Origin of the sequence: Methylomonas lenta, from assembly GCF_001644015.1 — a bacterium.
GTDB classification, from domain to species: Bacteria; Pseudomonadota; Gammaproteobacteria; order Methylococcales; family Methylomonadaceae; genus Methylomonas; species Methylomonas lenta.
Map to the genome: position 1 here is coordinate 1 of NZ_LUUI01000088.1, position 22093 is coordinate 22093.

General features: G+C 49.7%; 26 protein-coding genes. 5 read left to right on the top strand and 21 right to left on the bottom strand.

The features are described from left to right. The first annotated feature begins 199 nt into the window (after positions 1-199). Positions 200-1552 (top strand): GGDEF domain-containing protein, encoded by a 1353-nt coding sequence (locus A1359_RS06745; RefSeq protein WP_066979966.1) that lies wholly within the window; start codon positions 200-202, stop codon positions 1550-1552. A gap of 392 nt (positions 1553-1944) precedes the next feature. After that, entirely contained in the window at positions 1945-2685 is a 741-nt protein-coding gene (locus A1359_RS06755; protein WP_232322142.1) for a class I SAM-dependent methyltransferase, read from the top strand. A gap of 193 nt (positions 2686-2878) precedes the next feature. On the opposite strand, the gene A1359_RS06760 is transcribed toward A1359_RS06755, so the two are convergent. The 6 genes from A1359_RS06760 to A1359_RS06785 form a co-directional block, all read right to left on the bottom strand. After that, positions 2879-3430 (bottom strand): papain-like cysteine protease family protein, encoded by a 552-nt coding sequence (locus A1359_RS06760; RefSeq protein ID WP_066979975.1) that lies wholly within the window; start codon positions 3428-3430, stop codon positions 2879-2881. Positions 3431-3579: 149 nt separating this feature from the next. Further along, the gene (locus A1359_RS06765) at positions 3580-4326 is read right to left on the bottom strand and encodes a DUF2182 domain-containing protein (protein WP_066979978.1); all 747 of its coding nucleotides are present in this window, start codon (positions 4324-4326) and stop codon (positions 3580-3582) included. Positions 4327-4329: 3 nt separating this feature from the next. Then, a complete protein-coding gene (locus tag A1359_RS06770; protein ID WP_066979981.1) occupies positions 4330-4941 on the bottom strand; it encodes a DUF1326 domain-containing protein in 612 nt (203 codons plus the stop codon). After that, positions 4941-5675, bottom strand: coding sequence for an SDR family NAD(P)-dependent oxidoreductase (locus tag A1359_RS06775; protein ID WP_066979984.1), 735 nt, complete (start codon positions 5673-5675; stop codon positions 4941-4943). The genes A1359_RS06770 and A1359_RS06775 overlap by 1 nt, the downstream gene beginning before the upstream one ends. Then, a complete protein-coding gene (locus A1359_RS06780; RefSeq protein ID WP_066979987.1) occupies positions 5675-6253 on the bottom strand; it encodes a beta-class carbonic anhydrase in 579 nt (192 codons plus the stop codon). Before A1359_RS06780 ends, A1359_RS06775 begins: the two co-directional genes overlap by 1 nt. 12 nt (positions 6254-6265) lie before the next feature. Next, positions 6266-6919: a DUF938 domain-containing protein gene (locus A1359_RS06785; RefSeq protein WP_066979990.1), complete on the bottom strand. Its 654-nt coding sequence runs from the start codon at positions 6917-6919 to the stop codon at positions 6266-6268. Positions 6920-7142: 223 nt separating this feature from the next. Between A1359_RS06785 and A1359_RS06790 the strand changes: the two genes are divergently transcribed. Continuing rightward, positions 7143-8693, top strand: a complete 1551-nt coding sequence (locus A1359_RS06790) for a sigma 54-interacting transcriptional regulator (RefSeq protein ID WP_066979993.1) — start codon at positions 7143-7145, stop codon at positions 8691-8693. Between the two features lie 26 nt (positions 8694-8719). On the opposite strand, the gene A1359_RS06795 is transcribed toward A1359_RS06790, so the two are convergent. Genes A1359_RS06795 through A1359_RS06865 form a run of 15 tightly spaced genes read right to left on the bottom strand, consistent with a single transcriptional unit; the run spans position 8720 to position 19787 of the window. Further along, a complete protein-coding gene (locus A1359_RS06795) occupies positions 8720-9736 on the bottom strand; it encodes a sulfite exporter TauE/SafE family protein (protein WP_066979996.1) in 1017 nt (338 codons plus the stop codon). Beyond that, on the bottom strand, positions 9711-10142 hold the full coding sequence (locus A1359_RS06800; protein ID WP_066979998.1) for an acyl-CoA thioesterase: 432 nt from the start codon (positions 10140-10142) through the stop codon (positions 9711-9713). Before A1359_RS06800 ends, A1359_RS06795 begins: the two co-directional genes overlap by 26 nt. Then, positions 10139-11122, bottom strand: coding sequence for an LpxL/LpxP family acyltransferase (locus A1359_RS06805; protein WP_066980001.1), 984 nt, complete (start codon positions 11120-11122; stop codon positions 10139-10141). Before A1359_RS06805 ends, A1359_RS06800 begins: the two co-directional genes overlap by 4 nt. After that, positions 11119-11856 carry a glycosyltransferase family 2 protein gene (locus A1359_RS06810; RefSeq protein ID WP_232322143.1) on the bottom strand — a complete coding sequence of 246 codons (738 nt, stop codon included), beginning with the start codon at positions 11854-11856 and terminating at the stop codon, positions 11119-11121. Before A1359_RS06810 ends, A1359_RS06805 begins: the two co-directional genes overlap by 4 nt. Before the next feature lie 2 nt (positions 11857-11858). Further along, positions 11859-12230, bottom strand: coding sequence for an ApeI family dehydratase (locus A1359_RS06815; RefSeq protein ID WP_066980007.1), 372 nt, complete (start codon positions 12228-12230; stop codon positions 11859-11861). Beyond that, complete coding sequence (locus tag A1359_RS06820; RefSeq protein ID WP_066980010.1) at positions 12227-12802, bottom strand: COG4648 family protein; 576 nt, start codon at positions 12800-12802, stop codon at positions 12227-12229. Before A1359_RS06820 ends, A1359_RS06815 begins: the two co-directional genes overlap by 4 nt. 6 nt (positions 12803-12808) lie before the next feature. Then, positions 12809-13057, bottom strand: coding sequence for an acyl carrier protein (locus A1359_RS06825; protein WP_066980012.1), 249 nt, complete (start codon positions 13055-13057; stop codon positions 12809-12811). Continuing rightward, on the bottom strand, positions 13054-13323 hold the full coding sequence (locus A1359_RS06830) for a phosphopantetheine-binding protein (protein WP_066980015.1): 270 nt from the start codon (positions 13321-13323) through the stop codon (positions 13054-13056). Before A1359_RS06830 ends, A1359_RS06825 begins: the two co-directional genes overlap by 4 nt. After that, a complete protein-coding gene (locus A1359_RS06835) occupies positions 13310-14089 on the bottom strand; it encodes a lysophospholipid acyltransferase family protein (protein ID WP_066980018.1) in 780 nt (259 codons plus the stop codon). The genes A1359_RS06830 and A1359_RS06835 overlap by 14 nt, the downstream gene beginning before the upstream one ends. After that, entirely contained in the window at positions 14082-14846 is a 765-nt protein-coding gene (locus A1359_RS06840; RefSeq protein WP_066980038.1) for a beta-ketoacyl synthase chain length factor, read from the bottom strand. The genes A1359_RS06835 and A1359_RS06840 overlap by 8 nt, the downstream gene beginning before the upstream one ends. 13 nt (positions 14847-14859) lie before the next feature. Further along, positions 14860-16095: a beta-ketoacyl-ACP synthase gene (locus A1359_RS06845; RefSeq protein WP_066980021.1), complete on the bottom strand. Its 1236-nt coding sequence runs from the start codon at positions 16093-16095 to the stop codon at positions 14860-14862. Further along, a complete protein-coding gene (gene fabG / locus A1359_RS06850) occupies positions 16089-16817 on the bottom strand; it encodes a 3-oxoacyl-ACP reductase FabG (protein WP_066980024.1) in 729 nt (242 codons plus the stop codon). The genes A1359_RS06845 and fabG overlap by 7 nt, the downstream gene beginning before the upstream one ends. Then, positions 16814-17269 carry an ApeP family dehydratase gene (locus tag A1359_RS06855; RefSeq protein ID WP_232322145.1) on the bottom strand — a complete coding sequence of 152 codons (456 nt, stop codon included), beginning with the start codon at positions 17267-17269 and terminating at the stop codon, positions 16814-16816. Before A1359_RS06855 ends, fabG begins: the two co-directional genes overlap by 4 nt. A 4-nt stretch (positions 17270-17273) precedes the next feature. Continuing rightward, a complete protein-coding gene (locus A1359_RS06860) occupies positions 17274-18536 on the bottom strand; it encodes a beta-ketoacyl-[acyl-carrier-protein] synthase family protein (RefSeq protein ID WP_066980027.1) in 1263 nt (420 codons plus the stop codon). A gap of 24 nt (positions 18537-18560) precedes the next feature. Continuing rightward, positions 18561-19787 (bottom strand): NAD(P)/FAD-dependent oxidoreductase, encoded by a 1227-nt coding sequence (locus A1359_RS06865; protein ID WP_066980029.1) that lies wholly within the window; start codon positions 19785-19787, stop codon positions 18561-18563. Between the two features lie 86 nt (positions 19788-19873). Between A1359_RS06865 and A1359_RS06870 the strand changes: the two genes are divergently transcribed. Both A1359_RS06870 and A1359_RS06875 read left to right on the top strand, forming a co-directional pair. Further along, positions 19874-21199: an AMP-binding protein gene (locus A1359_RS06870; protein ID WP_066980032.1), complete on the top strand. Its 1326-nt coding sequence runs from the start codon at positions 19874-19876 to the stop codon at positions 21197-21199. 183 nt (positions 21200-21382) lie between these two features. Then, entirely contained in the window at positions 21383-21721 is a 339-nt protein-coding gene (locus A1359_RS06875) for a hypothetical protein (protein WP_066980035.1), read from the top strand. Positions 21722-22093 lie beyond the last annotated feature (372 nt).

A 22093-nucleotide genomic window follows, 5' to 3' on the forward strand; every position in this document is an offset into this window, starting at 1 on the left:
TTAACTTAATGGCAGTGATCCTTGCAGTACATCCGTATCCTGCGCTCCTTTGGGCTGCGTAACATCGGTTATAATGCCTAGCTTGAGCTGGCGAAAAATGAAGGCCAAATAAAATTAGCGTAGCTGCTATTGCCCATTTTTCGCAGGAACCTTTGGTCACCCAAGTTGTGCCGGACATCCTCTAACAAGGAAAAACAACATGATTCGCATGCCGCATAAAGTATTTACCGACCTCGCCATCTGGATGATAGGGCTCGGCCTTCTGATGGGCATCATCTTTCCGTTTTTTGTCGTTATGATGGGATTGCCGGCGAATCAGGTGCTGACGCCCTGGTTTTTTGTGGCGACCATGACTGCTGGCTTCATTGTCGGTGGGGCAAACATCTGGCTGGCCAGGAAGGTGGTCGGCGGCAGGTTGCACATCTTGTCGAACCGTATGAGGCTAGTAGAAACCAACCTCAGAGCATGTGTGCAGTCCGGGAATGAAAAGAAATGCATGTCTGAAGCCTGCAACGTTCCTGTGGATTCAGACGATGAAATAGGCGAAAGCGGAAGGGCTTTCAACTATCTCGTCGAGTCCCTTGCACTTGCACACAAGACAGATGCTGCCGTTCGTTCGTTTACGGAGATGCTCGCCAGTCATCTTGAGCTGGATATTTTAGTGAGCCAGTCCCTACAGAAATTGCTTCAGCATACTGAGGCAAGCGCAGGCGCCATTCTGATCGCGGCGGAAGGCGAGATGAAGATTGTGTCATCGCATGGCATTCGCACGCCAGATTCGCTGTGCAACAGCGACCACGTCCGGCGTGCCATGCAGACGGGAACCCGGGTGATAGTAGCGCTGCCTGAAGACGTTGCCGTCGAGGGTATTCTGACGGACTTCCGTCCGCGTGAGGTGCTGGTTGATCCTGTACTCTATAAGGGAGTTCCACTCGGCGCTATCATTCTTGCCAGTGCTAAAGGATTCAAAGATGACGCGAAGGCGCGCCTCGATCTGTTCGGAAATGGCATGGCGCTTGCATTCAACAACGCCCTTACCCACGACAGGCTGCAAAAGCTGGCGGCCCTTGACTCGCTTACCAGCATCTACAACCGTCGCTTTGGCATGGCGAGGCTAGGCGAGGAGTTCAGCCGGGCGATACGCGTCAACTCGCCACTAGGCGTCATGATGTTCGATATCGATCATTTCAAGATGGTCAACGACACCTATGGTCATCTTGCCGGTGATAGGGTCCTGGTGCAGGTTGCAAAAACGGCAAAGCTAGCCCTACGCAAAGGAGATATTCTGATGCGCTACGGCGGCGAAGAATTTCTGGCCATCTTCCCAGCCGCTTCCAAGGAAAACGCACTTGCTCTCGGCGAGCGGCTGCGGCGCATGGTGCAGGATACATCGGTACTGGATGGCGATCAGATTATCTGCGTCACGATCAGCATCGGGGTCACCTCCTATCCGGAACTTGAGGTAACGGACGAGCTGGACCTTGTAAAACGCGCGGATGAGGCGCTCTACAAGGCAAAGGAAACCGGCCGTAACAAAGTGATGATGGGATAAGTTATGAGAGTGTGTGCTTATTAAGGATGGAGAGCTGGAAGCATGGGATTATTCAGCATGAAGGTAGGTGACACCCCCATAGGTTTTCCTTAAGTATCTGATCATAAGATGATTTCGCTTGTTGGTCGGCTCCTATCGCATTGACCAAATAACCGTACTGAGCAGGATTTACGCATGGTCAGGGGCAAACAAAAAGTCTCCGGCTGCTTTCGATCAGCAGAATATGCCTACGCCAACTGCCAACTATCCAGCAATCCGCAGGTCATAGCTTACCGGGGATATAATCCCCGCATCGCAATTCAAATTGCTTTGCCGGGGAATGCTGCGACTATAGCGCGAGTAGTTACCATGGAATTTCCTTTTCTAATCCTTAAACGAGCACGAGGTAAAAAATGTATGAGCCAATGAACGATACGCCTTTTGATGCTATGTTCTCCGGCGTCATCGGTCAAGATTATCAGATGTTGAAGTTAATTAGTCCGGGGTCGGTAGAAATGAGCCGTCAGGTTGGCAGAGCCGTCGGTGAGTTTTGTCAACAATCGACTGTGTCGGTTGAGCTTGTCGAGTTAGGAGGCGGCACCGGTATTACCACGTTATCAATCTTGTCTGCCAACGAGCGGGTCAAGGTGTTAAGTGTCGACAATGAGCCAACCATGCAGCTTCAAGCCAAACAACATTTGCAACAATGGGCGGAGGCGGGCAGATTAGAGTTTTGCGGCGATGATGCGTTGACTGCCTTGCAGGCCATGCAATCCGACAGCGTGGAACTGGTGGCATCCGCCTATACTCTGCATAATTTCGAGGCCGAATACCGCAAGCAAGTGCTGGGCGAAATTTATCGAATCTTAAAGCCAGGCGGCTGGTTTATCAACGGCGACCGCTATGCGCTAAATGATATTTCGGCACACACACGCAGTACCCAAAAAGAAGTCGAGGGCTATTTTAAAATTTTGACTAAAATCGACCGCCTCGATGTTCTGGAGCATTGGGTTATCCATTTATTTAGCGACGAAGCGGAAAATCACGTTATGCGAGAAACCATTGCCTTGCAACAAATGGCTGATTCGGGATTCAAGCAAATTAATTTAAGCCATCGTCAGGAAGTGAATGCCTTGGTTACTGCGGTTAAGTGACCAATAACCTCCGATTGGATTAACCACAGTTAAGCTGCTACACGCCTTATAGGGCGCTGTTATCCTAACGATCATGCAGGTTAGCATCGCCCCGGCAAATGAAAAGCTGCGTGTGGGAGTGCGGCACCCACGGTGACTTTCACAAGTAAGGCGTTATTTCAAACGTCCATGGCAATGGATTTTTGGCAACTCGTTACGACATGGCTTTAGTAATAATCATCGGTCCGGTCAGCGTCCCTCTGGCAATGATGCCTCCGCCAGCAACTCCGGTATTGTCCGTCACTATGTATGCCGGAAGTTTGGAGCCTGATAACTCAACCAAACCATAAGCCGGGTCCAAAAAGATACACTTCTGATCGCTTTTGTGCACATAGACACACAGCGTCGCATGTGCGCCGTTTCCCTTGCCCCAACTGATGTAAACAATGATAGGCGTGGCGTCGTTGGCGTAAGTATACAAATAAGGCCAAACGCCACCCGCACCATAATCGTAGTTGTCGTAACAGTGGATTCCACGATAGCGCAGCACCTTGACGAGATTGTTCATCGACGCACCGGTATCTTCTTTCCAGCTCTGAGGGAATTTTTGGGAGATATCTCGAAAAACCGCTTCCATGTTAGCCTTAGCTTGTGACTTCATGTAAACCTCTGCCATTGCAGAGCAAGCTAAGCCGCAGGAGGTTTTCTTTTGTTGCATCATGACGCCCCAGCGTTCGCCATGGCTATCACTATAGAAATTGGCCATTACAATAACCCTCCAACAGATGTAAATATTGGGATGTTCTCTGCGTATTGCCAGAGCAGCATACGCTGGTGTTAAGGCGTTGTCACGAAGTCGTTTTATGCCATAATTCGAGTAGGCAAAGCGCTACAAATGGTCTTGGATATATGAGCTTAAGGCCGGGCAAATAGCCAATAAATACCCCAAAGCAGAAATAATGAGCCGCTGCTATAGCTGAGTTTTTTGGCATCGATCAGAGAGGTTTTTTCCAGGCATACTAAGCCGGTAATTAATATCATACCAGTCAGATTCATTACCCCAACCGCAAACATGATCAGCATTTGCGCCCAGCAGCAACCTAAACAACTGAGGCCGTGCTTAAAACCCATTTGCAGGGCACCAATTTTTCCGGGCCGCCATTCATTTAATATATAACCAAATGGGGTGCGGCAGTGTTGCAAACAAGCGTTTTTGAAGCTTGAAAATTGGTAAACGCCAGCGATGATGAAGATGGTCGCAGCTAAATATGTGTGTTTGTTTTCCATCATGGGCGATAGCCAGGCCAGGCCGTGAAATAGCCATTGCATAGCTGTCAGTATTGCACTAAAACCAATCCAGACGGCTAGATAACTGCCGCCGAAGTATAGGCTATACCATGGGCTGGCTTTTGGGTCGCTCAGGCAATAGCGATTAAATGCATTCAGCATGGGTAGCACGGATGGCAACATCATAGCGGCCATCATGATGGCCCACATTGCAAAAACCCCGAGTAATTCCGGCAGCGGCCATGCCACCAGCTGGGAGGGCGGCATCCACATTTGCGACATCGGCAGATGTGTCATTTGCCAGGATTGATAAAACAGATAAGCCCAGGCACTGGCGATCAAGCCGCCCAAGCTGATAAAAAGCTTTATAGGCATGATTTAGGGGTGGTAAATAAATTCCGAGTGATAGCCGTTGCGTTCGGAAAATTCCCAGGCCTGACCATAGTCGGTGTAACTAAATTGCTTGGATTTTGCAACGATGGCTGGGTGACTGGTGACGACGCATAAGGGGGGGTTGTCGATTTGTGCTTCGCCACCGCGTATGCCTGAAATACTCTGGATTTCGGCTTCGGCTATGCCCGGAATCGATAAGCGTCGACTGTCGTCTGCTTCGGAATAGCTCATGACTACCTGTTTAATGCCCCATACCTTGCCGACAAATCCCAACAAAACACTTAAATGCCCGCCAACCATGCCGGTAAAAATACGGGTCAAAGCTTCGATTTGCTGGCTATCGGCGCTGGCGTCTAAATACAGCGCCGCGCTCCAGCCGCCTTTAATCATGTTTCCTGGTGCATGACAGGCTAGTGCCACATTAAGGCCGTCCAGCTGAGTGCCTTCTAAATGACCGTTGTCGATGTGCCAGGCGGCCAGTAATTTACATTCGCCTTCAGTGGGTGGTTGCAACCAGATGCAAGGGCAAGATATCTCGCAGTTACAGGTTTCGAAATAGCGGCCCTGTAGCCGCCAGTCTGGTAAAGATGTGTTCATCAAAATGCCTCCTTAAAAGGGCGTAGATCGATTTCGTGAGTCCAGGCGCTAGGGTGTTGTTTATGCAATTGCCAATAGGTTTCGGCAATTGCATGCGCTTGTAGCAAGCCTGCCGAACCTTTGGCTTCAACAAACTGTGGAAATTGTTTACGAGCGCGTTCGCCATCGATAACACCATCGATAATGCTATGGATGACATGAATACCTTGCGGACCAAATTCCCGAGCCATGCCTTGTGCTAACGCCCGCACGCCGGCTTTGGCTGCGGCAAAGGCAGTGAAGGGTGGTTTGGCGCGCAGCGATGCCGTTGCACCAGTGAAAATCAGGGTGCCACGTTGCTGCGGCAACATGTGTTTAATCACTTCCCGGCCAAACAAAAAACAGCCCAGGCTATTTTGTTGCCAGAGTTTGGTAAAGGTTTCCAGGTCGGTTTCCAATAGCGGGGCTGGAATATTACTATCAACGTTATAGGCGGCAATATCCAGTTCGCAGTTGTTATCTGTCACCGTTTGCAGCAATCTGATGACATCAGCTTCGACGGTAGCGTCACTGACAACTGGGATCGCTGCGCCGCCTTGGGCGGTAATGCCGGCCGCAACGGCATCCAGTTTGGCTGCGCTGCGGCCGGCAATAAACACCTGCAAACCGCTAGCGGCGAAACGATGGGCCAGGGCTGAGCCCAGGCCCGTTTCCGGACCTACACCCAGCACCAATGCTGCTTTACGAGTAACCATCAGGCAACACGTCCGGCTGCTGTGGCAGCGGGTACTTCGATAAGTCGTCCGGATTTAACATCGTAAATATAGCCGTAAACCGGTATATCGGAGGGCACCAATGGATGAGATTTGATGCGTACTACATCTTCGGTTACGCTCTCGGCTTGATCTTTGATAGTTAGCCAGTTGATATATTTGCCTTCTTTAGAGCCAGGACCTTCACAGCAATCGTGCCAGCCGCTGCTGTCAACACTGGCGGTTTTCAGACTTTTGCTCAGCAGGTCGGTCATGATCTCGTTGTTAAACGTCTCCATGCCGCAATCGGTATGGTGAATCACAAACCATTCTTTTGTGCCGAGTAGTTTGTAGGAAATCACCAATGAACGGATGGCGTCTTCGGTGGCACGACCGCCGGCATTACGAATCACGTGCGCATCGCCTTCGGACAGGCCGGCATATTTAGCTGGGTCCAAACGGGCATCCATACAGGTCAAAATGGTGAAGCGCCGGCCAGGGGGCATAGGCAAATCGGCTTTATCAAAGTCGGCGCTATAATTTCTATTGGCGTGTAAAACTTCGTTAAGAATTGTACTCATGCGATACCTACCTTAGCCGCGGCCGAAAATTAAAGAGAAGTTATTGGCTGGCATATCAATGATTTCTTTCAAGACCATGCCATGATTGGCGGCGGCTTTTTCCAGATCCGCTACATCTTTCAAGCCCCATTCAGGAACTTCGTAAGAGGATAAGGTTTTATGAAATTCCTCGTTAGAGCCTGTTGTGAAGCGGCCTTTGACTTGAAAGGGGCCGTAAATCAATAAAATGCCGTCGTCGTTCAACAGATGTGAAGCGCATTCCATCATGCCATCGGCAATGGAAATAGGTGCGACCTGAAAAATATTGATGCAAAAGATTGCGTCAAAGCTGCTTTTGTCGCCGGGATTGAACCAGGTGTCAGGTTCGGTCAAATCCAGGTGCACAGGGTCGGCGATATTGTCGTTGGCATGATCGACGGACAGTTGTTTGATGTTGTCAAACACCTCAATATCCTTGTCAGTCGGATGAAAGTGCAAGTGCTCAAAATGCGGGGCAAAAAAATTGATATGCATACCGCTGCCGCTGGCCATTTCTAATACCTTGCCAGAGTCTATGGGTAGCTTTTCTTTTAGTATACCCAATATCGGCTCGCGGTTGCGATTACCGGCCCAGGCCACGTATTCACTTAGCGGGTGCGGGTTTAAAGGTGGTTTGTCTTGACTCATGGTGATCTCCTCGAAAGATTTTTTATAGTTTTATGAAAAGCCGTGAAGCGGCTTTTCTTGGAATAACGCTGTTGCGATTTCCTTTTTTAGGTGATGCAATCCATAGGCCAGCTTTTAAAAAACACCAATTCTAATAATATCAATGACTTAAAAAAATTGCATTGGTCTCCTTGTGAAATTGTGTTTCAATCAGTGAAGACTAATTTCATTATTTGCAGCGATTATGAGTGAACACGACTTTTCCCAGATTTCCCCGGTTTTTTTCTTGCAAACGTTTATCTTGGAGCTCATGCATGCCTGTGAACAGGAAGGCGGTGGCTATTGCGAATCGTTGATTGAACGCATTGCCAAGAGTGCCGGGGTGTATTTCGAACAGACCTACCGCGACGAATTTCAAAAGCAAGAGGAGTTGGGTTGTGCAGACTACATTGATTTGATATTAGCTTTGAAAAATCGCATTGGTGGCAATTTTTCATTGGCATCGGTGGAAACCGGCACTATTACCGTGGTCAATAGTCGCTGCCCATTTGGCGAGGGCGTGACTAATTTTCCAGAGTTATGCCGCATGACTTCCAGCGTATTTGGCGGTATCGCTGCCCGTAATTTTGGCTATGCCAAAGTGGAAATTCGTCAAAGTATCGCCAAGAAAAATGGCAGTTGTGAAGTTTGTATTCACACGAACCTGGACTCCGCTGCTGCTAAACCTGGTTTGGAATATCGGCGTGAGGATCAAAAAGAAGACAAACTGGAAATCGTGGCGCTACATTCTCGCATTGAAGAGCGCATGCGCAACGTGTGGTGGAGTAAGCCCAAACAATATGCCGCAAAGCCAGCGCCAGTGATTATCGCTAAATCGCCAGCCATGCAAAAAATCTTGCAGCAGGTTGAAATCGTGGCACCTACTCGCGCTACTGTGCTGATCAACGGCGCCACCGGGGTTGGTAAAGAGTTGATTGCCCGTGCAGTACATGCCATGAGCGAGCGCGGTCATAGGGCATTTGTGGCTATTAATTGTGGGGCGATTCCGGAGAGCTTGATCGAAAGTGCTTTATTCGGACATGAGAAAGGCGCTTTCACCGGCGCGGTGGAAGTACATCAAGGTTTTTTCGAGCGTGCAGAAGGTGGCACCTTGTTTCTGGATGAGGTGGATACTCTGTCGCCTGCTGCGCAGACCGGTTTATTGCGGGTGCTACAAGAAGGCGAAATGGAACGCGTGGGCGGCAAGCATACGCTGAGTGTGGATGTCAGGATTATAGCCGCCAGTAACCGGCAATTGGAGCAACATGTCGAGCAGGGTTTGTTTAGGCAGGATTTGTACTATCGTTTGAACGTGGTGCGCTTATCGATTCCACCACTGGTGCAACGTCCGGAAGATTTACCGCATCTGGTGCAGTTGATTTTAAAACGTTTGAACGACAAATATGCCAAAAATGTGCAATCCGTTAGTAGGGAAATCATGCAGCAGATTCGTGGGTATAACTGGCCCGGCAACGTACGCGAGTTGGAAAATACGCTTGAAAGAAGTGTGTTGTTCTGTAAAGGCAGCGAACTGACTCAGCTTGATTTGGATAAGAAAACAACCACAACAACAGTCGACTGGAATGAGTACAAGCAGCAAATTCTGGCTGAAGCAGAACAAGCTTTTTTGAAACAAACCATGCAAAGCTGTCGCGGCGACGTAAAACAGGTGGCCGCAGCAATGTCACTGACGCCGCGCGCGGTTTATGGAAAACTGCAAAAATATAGCATCAGCCCTAATGAATTTAGAACATAAAGCTGTTCAGTGGGCGTTGAGTTAGTCTAAACATACCGCCGCGAACGGTACATCAGATAATACATGCACGAAAAACTCAGGAACAGCATTGTCGAAGCAAGCGCGATTTCCCAGCTTAAAGGAATCAAGACCAGGGAAGAAAGCAGTTCCAACAAAATCAGGCTCAGTAAAGTTCTGACTACTAATATTCGCGACATCCGCGAACAGACATAAACCCCTAACGGAGCCCCCACAGCGACAACGGGAATAGCAGCCAGCCAATATTCGCTGACCGGTGGTACAAATTGTCCGGCGCTGAATATCATTGCAAAACCGGACCAGGATGTGAACACCATCATCACAATCACCGTGGGTGTGGCGGCTTTTTCGCACAGGCGAAACCACAACACCAAGACTGAAAAGACAATAATCTCCAGTCCACTGCCCAGCAAACCGCTGATGAGGCCGCCGAGCATGCCGAGCGTGAATAAACAGATTTTTTCCAGGCTGCCAAAGCAAGTCAGACGGGTGTGACGATCGCGGTTTTTGTCGCGGTTGTGCCACCAAAGCGCCAGGGCAAAGCTACACTGGATCACGGTAAACAATATCCGTACCGCACTGGTGGGTAGTTGGTCGGCCAAAGCAAAACCAATCGGTAGCATAGCTATTGAACCGCAGACCACCCAGATCACGGCGCGCCATTCCACCCGGATACGCAACAACAAAATAGTCAATAAGGCAGTACCCATTCCTATGCTCTGGGTGGCGAGAGAAAATAGTTTGGCTTGAACGGGTGGAATCGCCAGAATCTTGGTGAACACCGGAAAAGCCACTGCCCCACCGGCTTCACTAGTGGCACCGGCGATGAAAGAACCTATAGCCATGGTTAGTGTGATACGCCAATGTTTGGCGATAGCCCAGAATGGTGGTGTATCAGGCAAAAAATACCAGCCCAGCCAAACCACTACCGGTATCAGAAAAATCAGTAAACGCTTGGCTAAGTGTTGCATAGATTTGTTGCGCGCATTCCAGGCTGTTTTAATCAGCGCTACCTGAACCAACATCGGGTTTCAGTCCGAGCTTTTCCAGAAACACAGCAGGGGAGGCATAGCTCATTTCACCACTGGCTACATTCACTGCCGCTTGAATGGTATGGCCTTTGGCCAGTACTTCACCGGTTTCGGCATCGGCAATCAGGTATTTAATCTTCATCCTGTATTCCCACTCCACCAGTTCTGCCGATACTCGGATGCGTTGCTCAAATTTAGCCGGCCTGACAAAACGTAATTGCATATCGACAATAGGCCAGACGTAATCGGTGGCCTTCATCACCATGTAGCCGTAATCAATGGTATCCAGCATGGCGCAGCGGGCGATTTCGATATATTTGCAGTAGTGGCCATGCCAAGCGATACCCAGTAAATCGATATCGAAAAAAGGCACAGTTAATTCAATCTCGGCGCGGATCATGGCTCAAGGCCCTTTGAAACAGGCTTGGTTTGTTCTGCTGCCACAGAAGTTTTCCAATAGGGGTAAAAATTGAACCACTGCAACGGGGCTGCACGGCAATGGCTTTCCAGGTGTTTGGCATAGTCGCGGGCCAGGGTTTTAAGCATCTGCTGACGCTGCGGTTCGGTACGTGGAATGCGGATAGCCTCGGCGAAAGCTTGCAAATGGATCTGGAAACGGCCTTTGGTTGGGTAACAAAACAACGTGTATACCGGGCAACGTAGCAAGGATGCCAGCAAATAGGGGCCTTGTGGAAATTCGGCGGGCTGGCCAAGAAAGTCAGCCTGTATGGTCCGGTTGCCGTCAACCGGTACTCTGTCACCCACCATCACCAAGAATTCCCCGCGTTCGATTTTTTCCTGCAAATCAATCGCCACTGCCGGATTGAGTTCGGTGACTTGAATCAGTTTGATAGTGGCGCTGCCCTGGTTGTTGCCCAGTAAACGATTGAATTTCTCGGCATGTCGGGTATGCACCAGGATATTCAGATGAATGTGACCGCGCATGGTGGCAATCGCCTGGCAGAGCTCAAGGTTGCCGATATGACCGCTGAGCAACATGGCGCCGCGTTTTTGCGTGATCAAATCCAGTAGTTGTTGGCGGTTAGGAAAATCAACCTGATTGGGATCTATGCCGCCGGACCAGGCGATCAACTTATCCAGCAGAGTTTCAGCAAAGCTGAGGAAGTGCCGGTAGCTTTGCCACCAGCTTCCGGACAAAGCCAGTTCAGGAAAGTAGTCACCCAGGCGTTGCAAGTAATCCCGCGAGGCGTTTCGGGCGGTTTGTCCCATCAGAAAATAATAACTGACGACCGGCCACAGGAATATTCGAAACACCCAACGGCCAAACACCCGGTAAACCCACAACAAAATGCGTATTCCCCAGATAAAGCTGGTTTCTTCAAAGGAGGCCCAATGGTGATTTGATGTGCTTGGGTTCATTTAAAATGTCTGGCCAATAGTTTGGGCAGCCGCAGCAGCATGCCGAAAAATAATCGGGCATGGGTCAGACTGATGCGCAGGTTGTCTTCCCAACCCCGAAAATGCGAAATGCCATCTTGCGGATAACCTACCCGAGTCGGAATCGACACCATGGCTACTCCCAGCCAATCCAGGCGCACCAATATTTCCACATCAAAAGCCATTCGGTCTTCTAATGTTGTGGTTTGAATCAGATTGGCGCAGGTCGCAACCGGATAGACTCGATAGCCACACATTGAGTCGTGAATTCGGCAAGACAGGGTATTGATATACACCCACACATGAGTCAAATAACGGGCGTAATAACGTAGCTTGGGAATGCTGGCATCAAAAATGGGGCGACCTATGATCACCGCGTCAGGGTTTGCTTGGGCAGCGGTGATAAATTTGTGCAAATCGTCCAGATCGTGCTGGCCGTCGGCGTCGATTTGTATCGCATGCGAATAACCTTGGGAATTTGCCAGCAATAAACCTGCCTTCACGGCGCCGCCCTTGCCTTGGTTAATTTCCAGTCGGATGGACTGTACCCAGGGATAGAGTGTGCACAAATTGCGAATGGTAGCGGCGCAGGTTTCCTGGCTGCCATCATCCACCAGAATGCAGGGTAGCCGGTAAGTTGCCAGCTGTTCAACAATCTTTGGCAATGGCTCTGCATGATTGAAGACCGGAATCAGCAAGCAGGGATTAAACGACATGCTCATGAAAAATACAGTCTACCTGAGCTGTATTCGCAGGTTTCTGAACGGTAGCAAAATTCCAATTTACCATCCTGTTCCAAATAACGTAAAACCAAGACCAACTGTTGATTTGGCAATAAAAGTTCCTTGAATTTGATGGCTTCCATATGACGAAATGCTTGCTTTAGCGGCAGGTTTAGTCGGGCGTAATGTACCGCCCATTGAATCTGTACCACGCCAGGTACCACAGAAATTTCATCAAAGTGCCCTGCAAAATATGCCAGATTTTCGGGGATATACAAGTTTAAGGTAATGCCGTCGGCGCTGAGTATTTTACCCAGTATGTTGGGAAACAAAACAGCTTCGTGCTCTTGTTGAGGCTTGATATTCAATAGCTTGCCTTGATTTTGCGGCGGACGCTCATTTCAGCGGCCATTAATAAGCCCATTAGGACATAAGATATGCAACCGTTGTAGAGACTCCATAACCAGCGGTCTTCATACCAAATAGTGAATAAAGACATAGCCGCATTGGCCAGGAAGAATACGCTCCATACCAAGGTAACTTTGCGGGTATAGGCGACGCCTTTAGGCGGTAAGTCAGGGTCTTCCAGTCGCGCCAAACGTTCCACAACAGAAGGTGGATAGAACAGGCTGAAAGAAAACACGCTAAAAAACAGCAGGCTAACAAATACAGGGTAGGCCAATAGCCAATTTATCTGATTAATCATGGCCGCAACCAATAAAAATAAGCCGCCAGCAAAAACCAACAAGTACTCAACCTTGCTGACCGAAGAGGTTGAACTGCGGCTCAGCAAACGCAATAGGAACAGTCCGGCCAATGCCAGGGCTACCGAGCGCGGCTGAAAATAATCCAGAGAAAACCAAACCAGAAATGGATAGCTGATGGTTACCGCCCAAATAATACCTTTCAGTATCTGCTGATTCAGGCCATTTTGAAGCATGTAAACCTAGACTACAGAGATACGATAAACGGTATCCACCACGTCTTGGATAGTGCGGGCGTTTTTGAAATCCTCGGGATTGATGCGTTTGCCGGTGATCTCCCGCAATCTGACCATCAAATCCACTGCATCAATGCTGTCGATGTCTAAATCCTGGCTCAAGCTGGCGCTGAGAACAATGTCTTCAGGTGCCAGCTCAAACATCTCGGCCATAATTTGTCTTAAGGTGGCGAATACTTCGTCTTGGGTTTTCATGCGGTTTTGATTTCCTGTTGCGATACCACAAAGTGTGCCAGGTTTTTGACAGAAGCAAAATGCTCGACCAAATTGGCTGAATGGGTATCGATGTGGATATTGTATTTTTTCTTCAAAGCAACGCCCAGTTCCAGAGCGTCTATGGAATCCAGGCCCAGGCCGGCGCCGAAAAGTGGTTCTTCAGAAGCTATATTTGCCGGGCTGATGTCTTCCAATTCAAAAATATCAATAATTAATAATTTAAGCTCAGCTTCAAGATTTTCCATGGTGTGCCAGCTGCTCAATGAAATACTGCTCCAAATATCGGGTTACACGCCGAGTTGCAAGCGAGCGGCTTGCATTATCGACAATCGGGCTCAGCCGTATATGATCCCCTACATCCAGTTGCAAAGTAAACTTCTTTTGCGGGATTTGGTACCATTTTTCCTGTTTGGTCAGCGTAGTTGGCGAACAGCGAATTGTAATGGGTAGCATCTCCGCCTCAGCCTGCAAGGCAATGGCTGCAGCACCGCGCTGGAACTTGAACGGTTTGCCGGGCGTGGTGCGGGTGCCTTCAGGAAAGATGATCAAAATAGCGCCTTCGTGCAACTCTTGCGCGCAATGCTCTAGCAAGGCCTCAGACTCCTCGGCATAAATATAGCCCATGGCTCGAATCGGAATACGCATGCACGGATTATTGGCTAAGGCGGGTTTGACGATGCAAGTGGCATTACGGATTTGGGAAATCAGGAATACTACATCCAGCAATGATGGGTGATTGGCGACAACCAGATTACCTGGTGTATTGATGTGTTCACCGCCATGTACTTCATAATTCAGAATGCCTATGCCACGCATGAAATCCATATACAGGCGAAAAATGTACTGCATGATGCGTCGTGAACGTCGTTTTTTTTGCAACCCGTTGCCTAGAAATGGCGCTATGAGTGGAAACAATAGCCCCCAAAACAATATGCCTACGGCGCCAAACAAGCAGAAACTCAGCCCGGTAGCGGCCAGTCGCCAATAATAATTGAGTACTTTCTTAAGCATCCGTCAAACTCCAGCACCAATGGGATTGTTCCAGTTCGCTTTGTCCGTGTCGCTGGTTGGCGAGGATGGCTTGGATCAGCTGGGAGGGTTGCGATTTGTCAGTATTCGGGACTTGGCCGGCTTCTCGCGCTAGCCTCAACTGATAACCCGCTTCGCTGGAGCGGACTAAAACCATAGCCAAAGCCCAGGTGGTGTTTGAATAGGCTACATAGGCTTGGTAGTCGGCTGGCAAGGGTTGTTCATAACACACCACTAGAACTTGGGGAACATCCAAAAGCATGCCGGCAGCTTCAATGAAAGCCGCAAACAGGCCTTCCGTACCACCGGCCAGTGCGACATAAGGTAAAAAACTGGCACGATGCAAGCTGGATAGACCGGCAATAGCATTATGTACGCACAGGCTAAAACGGCTGGGTGAAACGCCTTGCTGTGCCGCCAGATTTTCGAGTATTTCGAAATAATATTGACTTTCGCCGTGGTTTGAAAAGAACACGGTCGGCATGTCGCCATGTTTTTGCTGACATTGCCAGGCTACTGCGCAGGCGGCTCTGGCCAAGGGCGATAGCCGACGTCTTTGCATCATCGGCAAAAAACTTACGTCCGCTGCTTTAGCATTAAAAGGCAAAACCTCTCCAACGGGCCAGATGTCATGCGTTAACGGTGCCTGATCCTGCCATAAACACCAGTGTTTAAGCGTAAAGCTCAGCTGAGCTACTTGGCGAGTGGGTGTTGTTGGCGATGCAAGGGAAGCGGGCATGCCTTCGAGCACGTCAGCTTTCCCAGCGACGAAACACCAGCGAGGTGTTCACGCCGCCGAAGGCGAAATTATTGCTCATCACATGTTCAGCACTAATGTTACGGCCGTCACCTGTAAGATAATCTAGCTCTGCGCAACGCGAATCGAGGTTATCCAGATTCAGCGTGGGATGAAACCAGCCTTCTCGCATCATCTGTATCGTAGTCATGGCTTCCAGTGCGCCGCAAGCGCCTAGCGTGTGGCCGGTGTAACTTTTTAAACTGCTGATAGGGGTTTTATCGCCGAAGACTGCCGCTGTGGCGTGGCTTTCGGCAATATCACCTTGTTCAGTGGCTGTACCGTGAGCACTTATATAAGCGATATCTGCGGGGGCAATCGCCGCATCCTGCAATGCCAGTCGCATCACCACTTGCATGGTGTCGGCATTGGGTTGCGTAATATGTGAGCCGTCAGCATTGGTAGCAAAGCCTGTCAGCTCGGCATAAATCCGCGCTCCGCGCGCTTGGGCGCGACTCAGTTCCTCCAGTATCAAGGTACAACTGCCTTCACCGATCACCAGCCCGTCGCGGTCGCGGTCGAAGGGCCGGGGCGTAAGGTTAGGCTCGTGATTGCGGGTGCTGGTGGCGTACAAAGCATCGAAGGTGGCTGCCTCGGTCGGGCAAAGTTCCTCGCCACCGCCGGCTAACATCACATCCTGCAAGCCGAACTTGATGGCTTCGTAGGCATAACCTATCCCCATGCTGCCGGAGGTACAAGCACTGACGGATGGGATTACTCGGCCACGTACCTGGAAAAACAAAGCCACATTAGCCACGCTGGTGTGGCCCATCATTTTTAGATAAGTCGTGGCATTCAGATTACCGATGTCATGATTCAGCAGCATTTTGCCGAAATCGGCGATGGCAGGTGTCGATCCGACTGATGAGCCATAAGCCACGCCTGTGCGTCCGCCGCTGATGACTGGATCGCCGAGCAGGCCGGCATCAATCAAGGCCAGTTCGGTAGCACGGGTGGCCAGCAACGAAACACGACCCATGCTGCGGGTGTTTTTACGGGTGTAATGCGCGGGTAGATTGAAGTCCTGCACTGGGCCGCCCAATCGGGTCAGCAGGCCATTGTATTTTTCCCATTCCGGCAAATAGCGGATGCCGGATTTTTTGGCTAGCAAGCTGGCGCGGATTTGTTCCCAGTCGTTACCGATAGGCGAAAAGCCGGCCATGCCGGTAACGACGACGCGACGGCTCAACATAAACCTCCATTGACTGAAATAACTTGCCGAGTGATATAAGCGGCATCCTCAGACATGAGGAATGCTACCAGTGCAGCCACTTCGTCCGGGGTGCCCAAGCGTCTGGCAGGGATGGTGGCGACGATTTCCTCTACAGGCAAACCTTCCAGCATATCCGTTTCGATCAGACCCGGTGCCACGCAGTTGACCGTGATTTTACGTTTTGCCAACTCTATCGCCAGCGCCTTGCTGGCACCGATAATGCCAGCCTTGGCGGCACTGTAATTGACTTGGCCGCGGTTGCCCATCAGTCCGGAAACCGACGATAAGGTGACGATACGGCCCGGCTTGCGGCGTTGCACCATCGGCATGACGACTGGGTTGAGCACGTTGTAAAAGCCATCCAGATTGCAGCGTAACACTTGATCCCAATCGTCTGGGCTCATGGCCGGAAATGCATTGTCTCTGGAAATGCCGGCATTGCAAACCACACCGTAATATGCGCCATGGGTTTGCATATCCGCTTCAAGGCTAAGCAGAGCAGCTGAACGGTCTGCTAAATCAAAGCTGAGTACACGGCATTGTCTGCCCATTTGTGTAATCTCATTGCACACATCGGCAGCTTCAGTCAGCCGATTACGACAATGCACAACCATATCGTAGCCTTCACGCGCCAACCGCAAGGCGATGGCTTTGCCTATGCCACGACTGGATCCTGTCACCAGGATGGTTTTTTGACTCATATTCCTTTTCCAGCGAGAAATTCTTTTGAATCCTGCGGTAGCAGGACATTGAGTTTTGAGGAGGCAAAGATGTTGTTGCCTTCAAGGGTACAATCAAATACGGACATATCGTTGGCCGCATCAATAATTTTTTCTGCACGGACTCTTAATAGAGCACCACAGGGAAAGTGATCGACAGAAGATTCGTAATAACGGGTACCCAATAAAAAACCTAACTGTATCACTTCGCCACGGCGCATTTTGTGAAATCCGGAAAACGCGGCGATAGTTTGTGCCATGTATTCAAGGCCGATCCAGGCCGGAACCGTTTGCTCAGGGCTAGAAAACAAGCCGTCATCGCGCACTGTTAGTTCGACCACAATATGTTCGTCCCCGGTCTCTAGCACATGGTCAATTAAAACCATGTTTTTGGATTGGGGTAACAGTGCGTCGATAGGGTATGAAAAATCCACTGAATTATCCGGGGTGGCCAAGCAGCAAACACACATTGTTGCCACCAAAAGCAAAAGAGTTACTAAAACAATATTGTAGCGATTTTACCCCATGACTTTCCAGCCTATTAATCTGGCCCTTAGATAGTGTACGGTCTGAGGTTGTCGAAGTGTCAGTTCCATCAAGATTCGGCCCGTTTGGTTTCAACGGGTTAATCACAAACTTGAGCGGGTAAATTTCGGGATCTGCAACGCCATCCCAAAGATGGGGCGGTAGTCGATTTTGGCTATTTAACTCGGACAGTAGCAACCAGCACAAGCCGGCTTCGATGGCGCCGGCCGCGCCTAAGCAATGTCCGGTTGCCGGTTTGCTGGAACTGCAAGGTACTGTATTGCCGAATAATTGGCCGACCGCCAAGCTTTCCATGGCATCATTTTGCCAAGTCGCCGTGCCGTGCAGATTAACGTAATCCACTTGTTCGGCAGTTAGATCAGCATCGTCCAACGCCGCTTGCATGGCCTGATAAGCACAGCTGCCGTCTGGGCGGGGTGCAGAAATATGATAAGCATCGCTGCTGGTGCCTGCGCCCAGCAGGGCAATTGGGGATGGTGTGTTGCTCATCAAAAACAACGCAGCACCTTCTCCAATCAGTGTACCGTCGCGGTTTTTGCTAAAGGGATTGCAGCCGGTTTTGCTGAGTGCCCCCAATGCAGCAAAGCCTTCCAGTGTCGTGCAACATAATGCATCGCTACCGCCGACTAACACCGCGTCGCAAAGGTCCAGCTTTAGCAAGCGGCGGGCGGAAATCAAAGCGTTAGCACTAGACGAACAGGTGGTTGAAACCGTGTAAGCCGGGCCGCATATACCCAGATAGAGGCTTAAAAATTCCGCCGCACCGCCCAGTTCCTGTTGTTTATAATGATAATTTGCTGGCAACTGACCCTTTCTGTACAGCTCGGTAACGGCTTGTTCACCTTCGGCGATACCGGATGTGCTGGTGCCAATCACCAAGCCTATACGTTCCGGACCGTGTTGTTGAATGGCGCGGTTTACGGCTGTCTCGATCTGACTAAGTGCTGCTAACAGCAGGCGATTGTTACGACAAGCATAATGCTTGAAGTCTGACGGAATAGCGGGCAGCTCTGTTTGTACGCGGAGTGCCGGAATTTTGGAATCCAGCCAGGGTACAGGGCAGGGCTGATTGTAGCGACCCGTCAGCCATGAGTTTAAGACCTGGCTTTTGCCGGCACCTAAAGCGCAGATAATGCCTAAGTCATTTAAGTACAAAATAAAATTCCCTGAAAATTTTAATCACAGCGGTGGACAGCCATCGACGATTGCTGCAATTTTCTTGGCACAACGCTGAGTCATCGGGTTGGTCTCATCCCAGGCATATCCAGCCAAAATCGAACAAATCATGGCCTTCACACTCGCCAATTGATGCTCTGCAAAAATAATGCGTTGAAAGCGACCGTCATACCAAGCCTCGACATAAGCCCGAAATACTTCGATGCCGCGACGTAAGGCTTGTTCGTATTCGACCTGCCAGTCCACGCTAAGCCCGCGCAACTGTCTGTCTACCAAAGGTACCGCCAATGCTGCGGATTTCAACGCAATCGTTACGCCGGAGGAAAACACCGGATCTAAAAACTCTCCCGCATTCCCCAGCAAGGCAAAACCGTTGCCATAGAGTTGTTTGACATTTGCGGAATAGCCGCCAAGTTGGTTGACAGGGGTGTCGAAGCAACAGTTTTGCAACAATTCAGCCAAGCGGGGCTCTTCCATCACCAAGTCGCGCAACACTTCTTGCTGATTACCATTACGGTTAGCCAGAAAATCCGCCGGTGTCACCACGCCTATAGAGCTTCTGCCGTTGCTAAACGGAATCAACCAATACCAAACTTCATGAAAAACCGGATGGATGGCGATCAATATTTTGTTGCGATCGTAATCGGCGATGTTGATGTTATCTTCGATGTGGGTGAACAGTGCCTTGCGTGGCGCTAAAGTGGATGGCGTTTCCAACTCCAGCAATCGCGGCAATACACGCCCGAAACCGCTGGCGTCCAGCAGCATTTTTGCTGTCCAGTGACGCTGAGTGCCGGCAGCATCCACGCTGGTTAGTCGGACTTGACCGGGAGTAGCAATATCGACAGCTGTGATGCTGTGTTGATAATGGATGCTCACTCCGGATTGCTCGGCGCTATCGGCCAAAACTTGATCAAAGCGACCGCGCGGTACTTGAAAGGTTGTACCCCAGCCAGGGCTGAATTTTTGCGTAAAATCGAATTCCGTCCGTTTGTCCGCATGCGAAAATGCCGCGCCATTTTTGAATTGAAAAGTTTCTGCCGTCACCGCATCCAGCATGCCGGCATCTTCTAAAAACGTCATACATTGCGGCAGCAGGCTTTCACCGATGGAAAAGCGCGGGAATTGCTCTTTCTCCAGAATCACGACCTGGTAACCCAGTTTGTGCAGCATTTTTGCGGCCACGCTGCCCGACGGGCCTGCACCGATAATCAATACATCCGTGTCCATTTAGTCTGTGATCCTCATGTCCGGTTAAAATACCTGTAATTTTTGTCTCTAAGAGCCAACAGCCCTTTTTAATTAAAGTCCGATCGATGCATACATTACAGCAAAATCCGGAACAGCCTTTCGCCCTCTATCAGGGCAGGGTGGTTACACGCGGCGATTTATGGGCCGATGTTTACGCATTGGCAAATCAACTACCGAATCGGCCTTATGTTTTCAATCTTTGTGAAAACCGCTATCTGTTTTGCGTCTGTTTGCTGGCTGCAGCAACTAGACAACAGATTTGTCTGCTGCCGCCTTCCGGACAAATCTCGGCTATTCAAGAGATTATGCAAGACTATCCGCAGGCTTATTTAGCCAGCGAAACCGCTCCGCAGAACGCCGATCTAAAATGGTTTGAAGTCAAAGCGCCAAATTCCAAAGCTATCGTCGCACCTAATGCATTCGACTGGTCGCGTAGCGCCTTGATAGCGTTTACTTCCGGCAGCACCGGCAAACCCAAGCCCTGCGTCCATAGCCTGCAAACCTTCAAGGTTTCAGCTGATATGGCCCTAAGCAGCCTTGCGCTTGCCGAAAAACAATATGTAATGATTTCTACCACGCCGCCGCAACATATGTATGGACTGGAAACGTCGATATTTTGGCCGCTGTTTTCTCAACTAATTCTACATGACGGCCGACCTTTTTTTACCGAGGATATACGCCAAGCTATTGATGCGGCACCCTGGCCAGCCATGCTGATATCTACACCGACTCATCTGCGTTTATTGGCTCAATCCGACCCGGTTTGGCGTAATCTGGAGGGTGTAATCTCTGCTACCGATACTTTGTCGGAAAAACTGGCACAGCAAATTCAGGTAATTCTAGGACAATCCCCCCGTGAAATCTATGGTAGTACCGAAACCTTGTCCTTTGCCAGCCGTGAAGTTTTACGCGAAAGCTTGTGGCAGCCTTATGCCGGCAGTCGATTGGTTCAGCATGAAAACCAGCAAACCGGCCTAGTGTCCCCGCATTTGCCGCAGCCTTGCATCTTGCCGGATAATATTCGTATCGAAGCGGATGGACGTTTTGCCGTGCTGGGTCGGCATCAGGATATGCTCAAAATCAGCGGCAAACGGGCTTCACTTAACCAGCTTAATCATCGGCTAAAAGATATAGACGGCGTGACCGATGGTTTTTGTTTTGTCGAACAAGCTGGACGGGGCGACGACCGATTGACAGCTGTGGTGGTCAGCCAGCTGAGCAAACAAGCAATTCGGCAAGCATTGCAGCCTTATCTGGACGAGGTATTTCTGCCGCGAAAAATCCACTTTGTTAGCGCCATTCCCCGCAACCCAGCCGGTAAGTTGACTCAGACTCAGATGGATAAGCTGTTAGCTGAGTTGAAACTGACTAAATCCACTGGTATTTTGTGAAAAGATGTCTATTAGCTTAATGTGACTAATTATGAAAAAGTACTTGTCACTGATCTTTTTTAAACGGCAGACCACTCATCGAAAACGGGCGCAGAGAAGATGTATTCCACACTTGGTGTTCATCCGATAAAGCCAGAACGACCCGCTGATCAAGGCTAAATTAACTGAAACAGGAAGCAAAATATGAAAAAGTTACTTATTTACCTGGTACTGATGGTAGGCCTTTCTCCAGCCGCTAGTTTGGCGGGTAAACATGAATATATCTGTAAAATTGCAGGTTACTATGATGCGGTTGGTGATCATTTCCTGCATCAGCTAGCGTTAAGAGTGATAGAAAAAAACCGAATGACCGATGACACGTCTTGCAAGACAGATATTAAGTTTGGCAACAATGTTGCGCATAAATATTCCAGACTGGGCAAGGTTGAATCCGATGATGAAATGCAGGTGCAAATGCATGCCAAACATTTTGGTGATCTTGTTTATGATGCAATTCTGTCCAAAATAAGATTGGACTGGTGATATGTAGAATTTAAGGCGTTCAACACGCTGGGAAGTCTAAATTTCGTTGGGGGATGATTAGCGCAGTCAATCGGCTCCGGATTGGATTTGATCTTCACTTAGGCAAATGGTTTTGCCCGGCACTGCCGTTAAAAAATTGGGTAATTGGAGTGCAAACCTAGGTTTGTACTCCAAAAACAGTCAATAGATGTTTGATAGCCGTAAACGGCCGTTATTTGTGACGAATTCCTTAGGATATGGTTGGAAATAACATCCCGAAATCCAAGTGCATCGTTCCTACGCTTCGCGTTGGAATACAACCTGAACTGCTCTGCGGCTCGGGACGCTGGAGCATCCCCGACAGGGTTCCCTCGCGGAGCATCAATGCCATTA

Bases quoted from the DNA above. Each gene is read 5' to 3' on its own strand.
- A1359_RS06745 (WP_066979966.1), top strand. From the start codon at position 200: ATGATTCGCATGCCGCATAAAGTATTTACCGACCTCGCCATCTGGATG.
- A1359_RS06755 (WP_232322142.1), top strand. From the start codon at position 1,945: ATGTATGAGCCAATGAACGATACGCCTTTTGATGCTATGTTCTCCGGC.
- A1359_RS06760 (WP_066979975.1), bottom strand. From the start codon at position 3,430: ATGGCCAATTTCTATAGTGATAGCCATGGCGAACGCTGGGGCGTCATG.
- A1359_RS06765 (WP_066979978.1), bottom strand. From the start codon at position 4,326: ATGCCTATAAAGCTTTTTATCAGCTTGGGCGGCTTGATCGCCAGTGCC.
- A1359_RS06770 (WP_066979981.1), bottom strand. From the start codon at position 4,941: ATGAACACATCTTTACCAGACTGGCGGCTACAGGGCCGCTATTTCGAA.
- A1359_RS06775 (WP_066979984.1), bottom strand. From the start codon at position 5,675: ATGGTTACTCGTAAAGCAGCATTGGTGCTGGGTGTAGGTCCGGAAACG.
- A1359_RS06780 (WP_066979987.1), bottom strand. From the start codon at position 6,253: ATGAGTACAATTCTTAACGAAGTTTTACACGCCAATAGAAATTATAGC.
- A1359_RS06785 (WP_066979990.1), bottom strand. From the start codon at position 6,919: ATGAGTCAAGACAAACCACCTTTAAACCCGCACCCGCTAAGTGAATAC.
- A1359_RS06790 (WP_066979993.1), top strand. From the start codon at position 7,143: ATGAGTGAACACGACTTTTCCCAGATTTCCCCGGTTTTTTTCTTGCAA.
- A1359_RS06795 (WP_066979996.1), bottom strand. From the start codon at position 9,736: ATGTTGGTTCAGGTAGCGCTGATTAAAACAGCCTGGAATGCGCGCAAC.
- A1359_RS06800 (WP_066979998.1), bottom strand. From the start codon at position 10,142: ATGATCCGCGCCGAGATTGAATTAACTGTGCCTTTTTTCGATATCGAT.
- A1359_RS06805 (WP_066980001.1), bottom strand. From the start codon at position 11,122: ATGAACCCAAGCACATCAAATCACCATTGGGCCTCCTTTGAAGAAACC.
- A1359_RS06810 (WP_232322143.1), bottom strand. From the start codon at position 11,856: ATGTCGTTTAATCCCTGCTTGCTGATTCCGGTCTTCAATCATGCAGAG.
- A1359_RS06820 (WP_066980010.1), bottom strand. From the start codon at position 12,802: ATGCTTCAAAATGGCCTGAATCAGCAGATACTGAAAGGTATTATTTGG.
- A1359_RS06825 (WP_066980012.1), bottom strand. From the start codon at position 13,057: ATGAAAACCCAAGACGAAGTATTCGCCACCTTAAGACAAATTATGGCC.
- A1359_RS06830 (WP_066980015.1), bottom strand. From the start codon at position 13,323: ATGGAAAATCTTGAAGCTGAGCTTAAATTATTAATTATTGATATTTTT.
- A1359_RS06835 (WP_066980018.1), bottom strand. From the start codon at position 14,089: ATGCTTAAGAAAGTACTCAATTATTATTGGCGACTGGCCGCTACCGGG.
- A1359_RS06840 (WP_066980038.1), bottom strand. From the start codon at position 14,846: ATGCCCGCTTCCCTTGCATCGCCAACAACACCCACTCGCCAAGTAGCT.
- A1359_RS06845 (WP_066980021.1), bottom strand. From the start codon at position 16,095: ATGTTGAGCCGTCGCGTCGTCGTTACCGGCATGGCCGGCTTTTCGCCT.
- fabG (WP_066980024.1), bottom strand. From the start codon at position 16,817: ATGAGTCAAAAAACCATCCTGGTGACAGGATCCAGTCGTGGCATAGGC.
- A1359_RS06865 (WP_066980029.1), bottom strand. From the start codon at position 19,787: ATGGACACGGATGTATTGATTATCGGTGCAGGCCCGTCGGGCAGCGTG.
- A1359_RS06870 (WP_066980032.1), top strand. From the start codon at position 19,874: ATGCATACATTACAGCAAAATCCGGAACAGCCTTTCGCCCTCTATCAG.
- A1359_RS06875 (WP_066980035.1), top strand. From the start codon at position 21,383: ATGAAAAAGTTACTTATTTACCTGGTACTGATGGTAGGCCTTTCTCCA.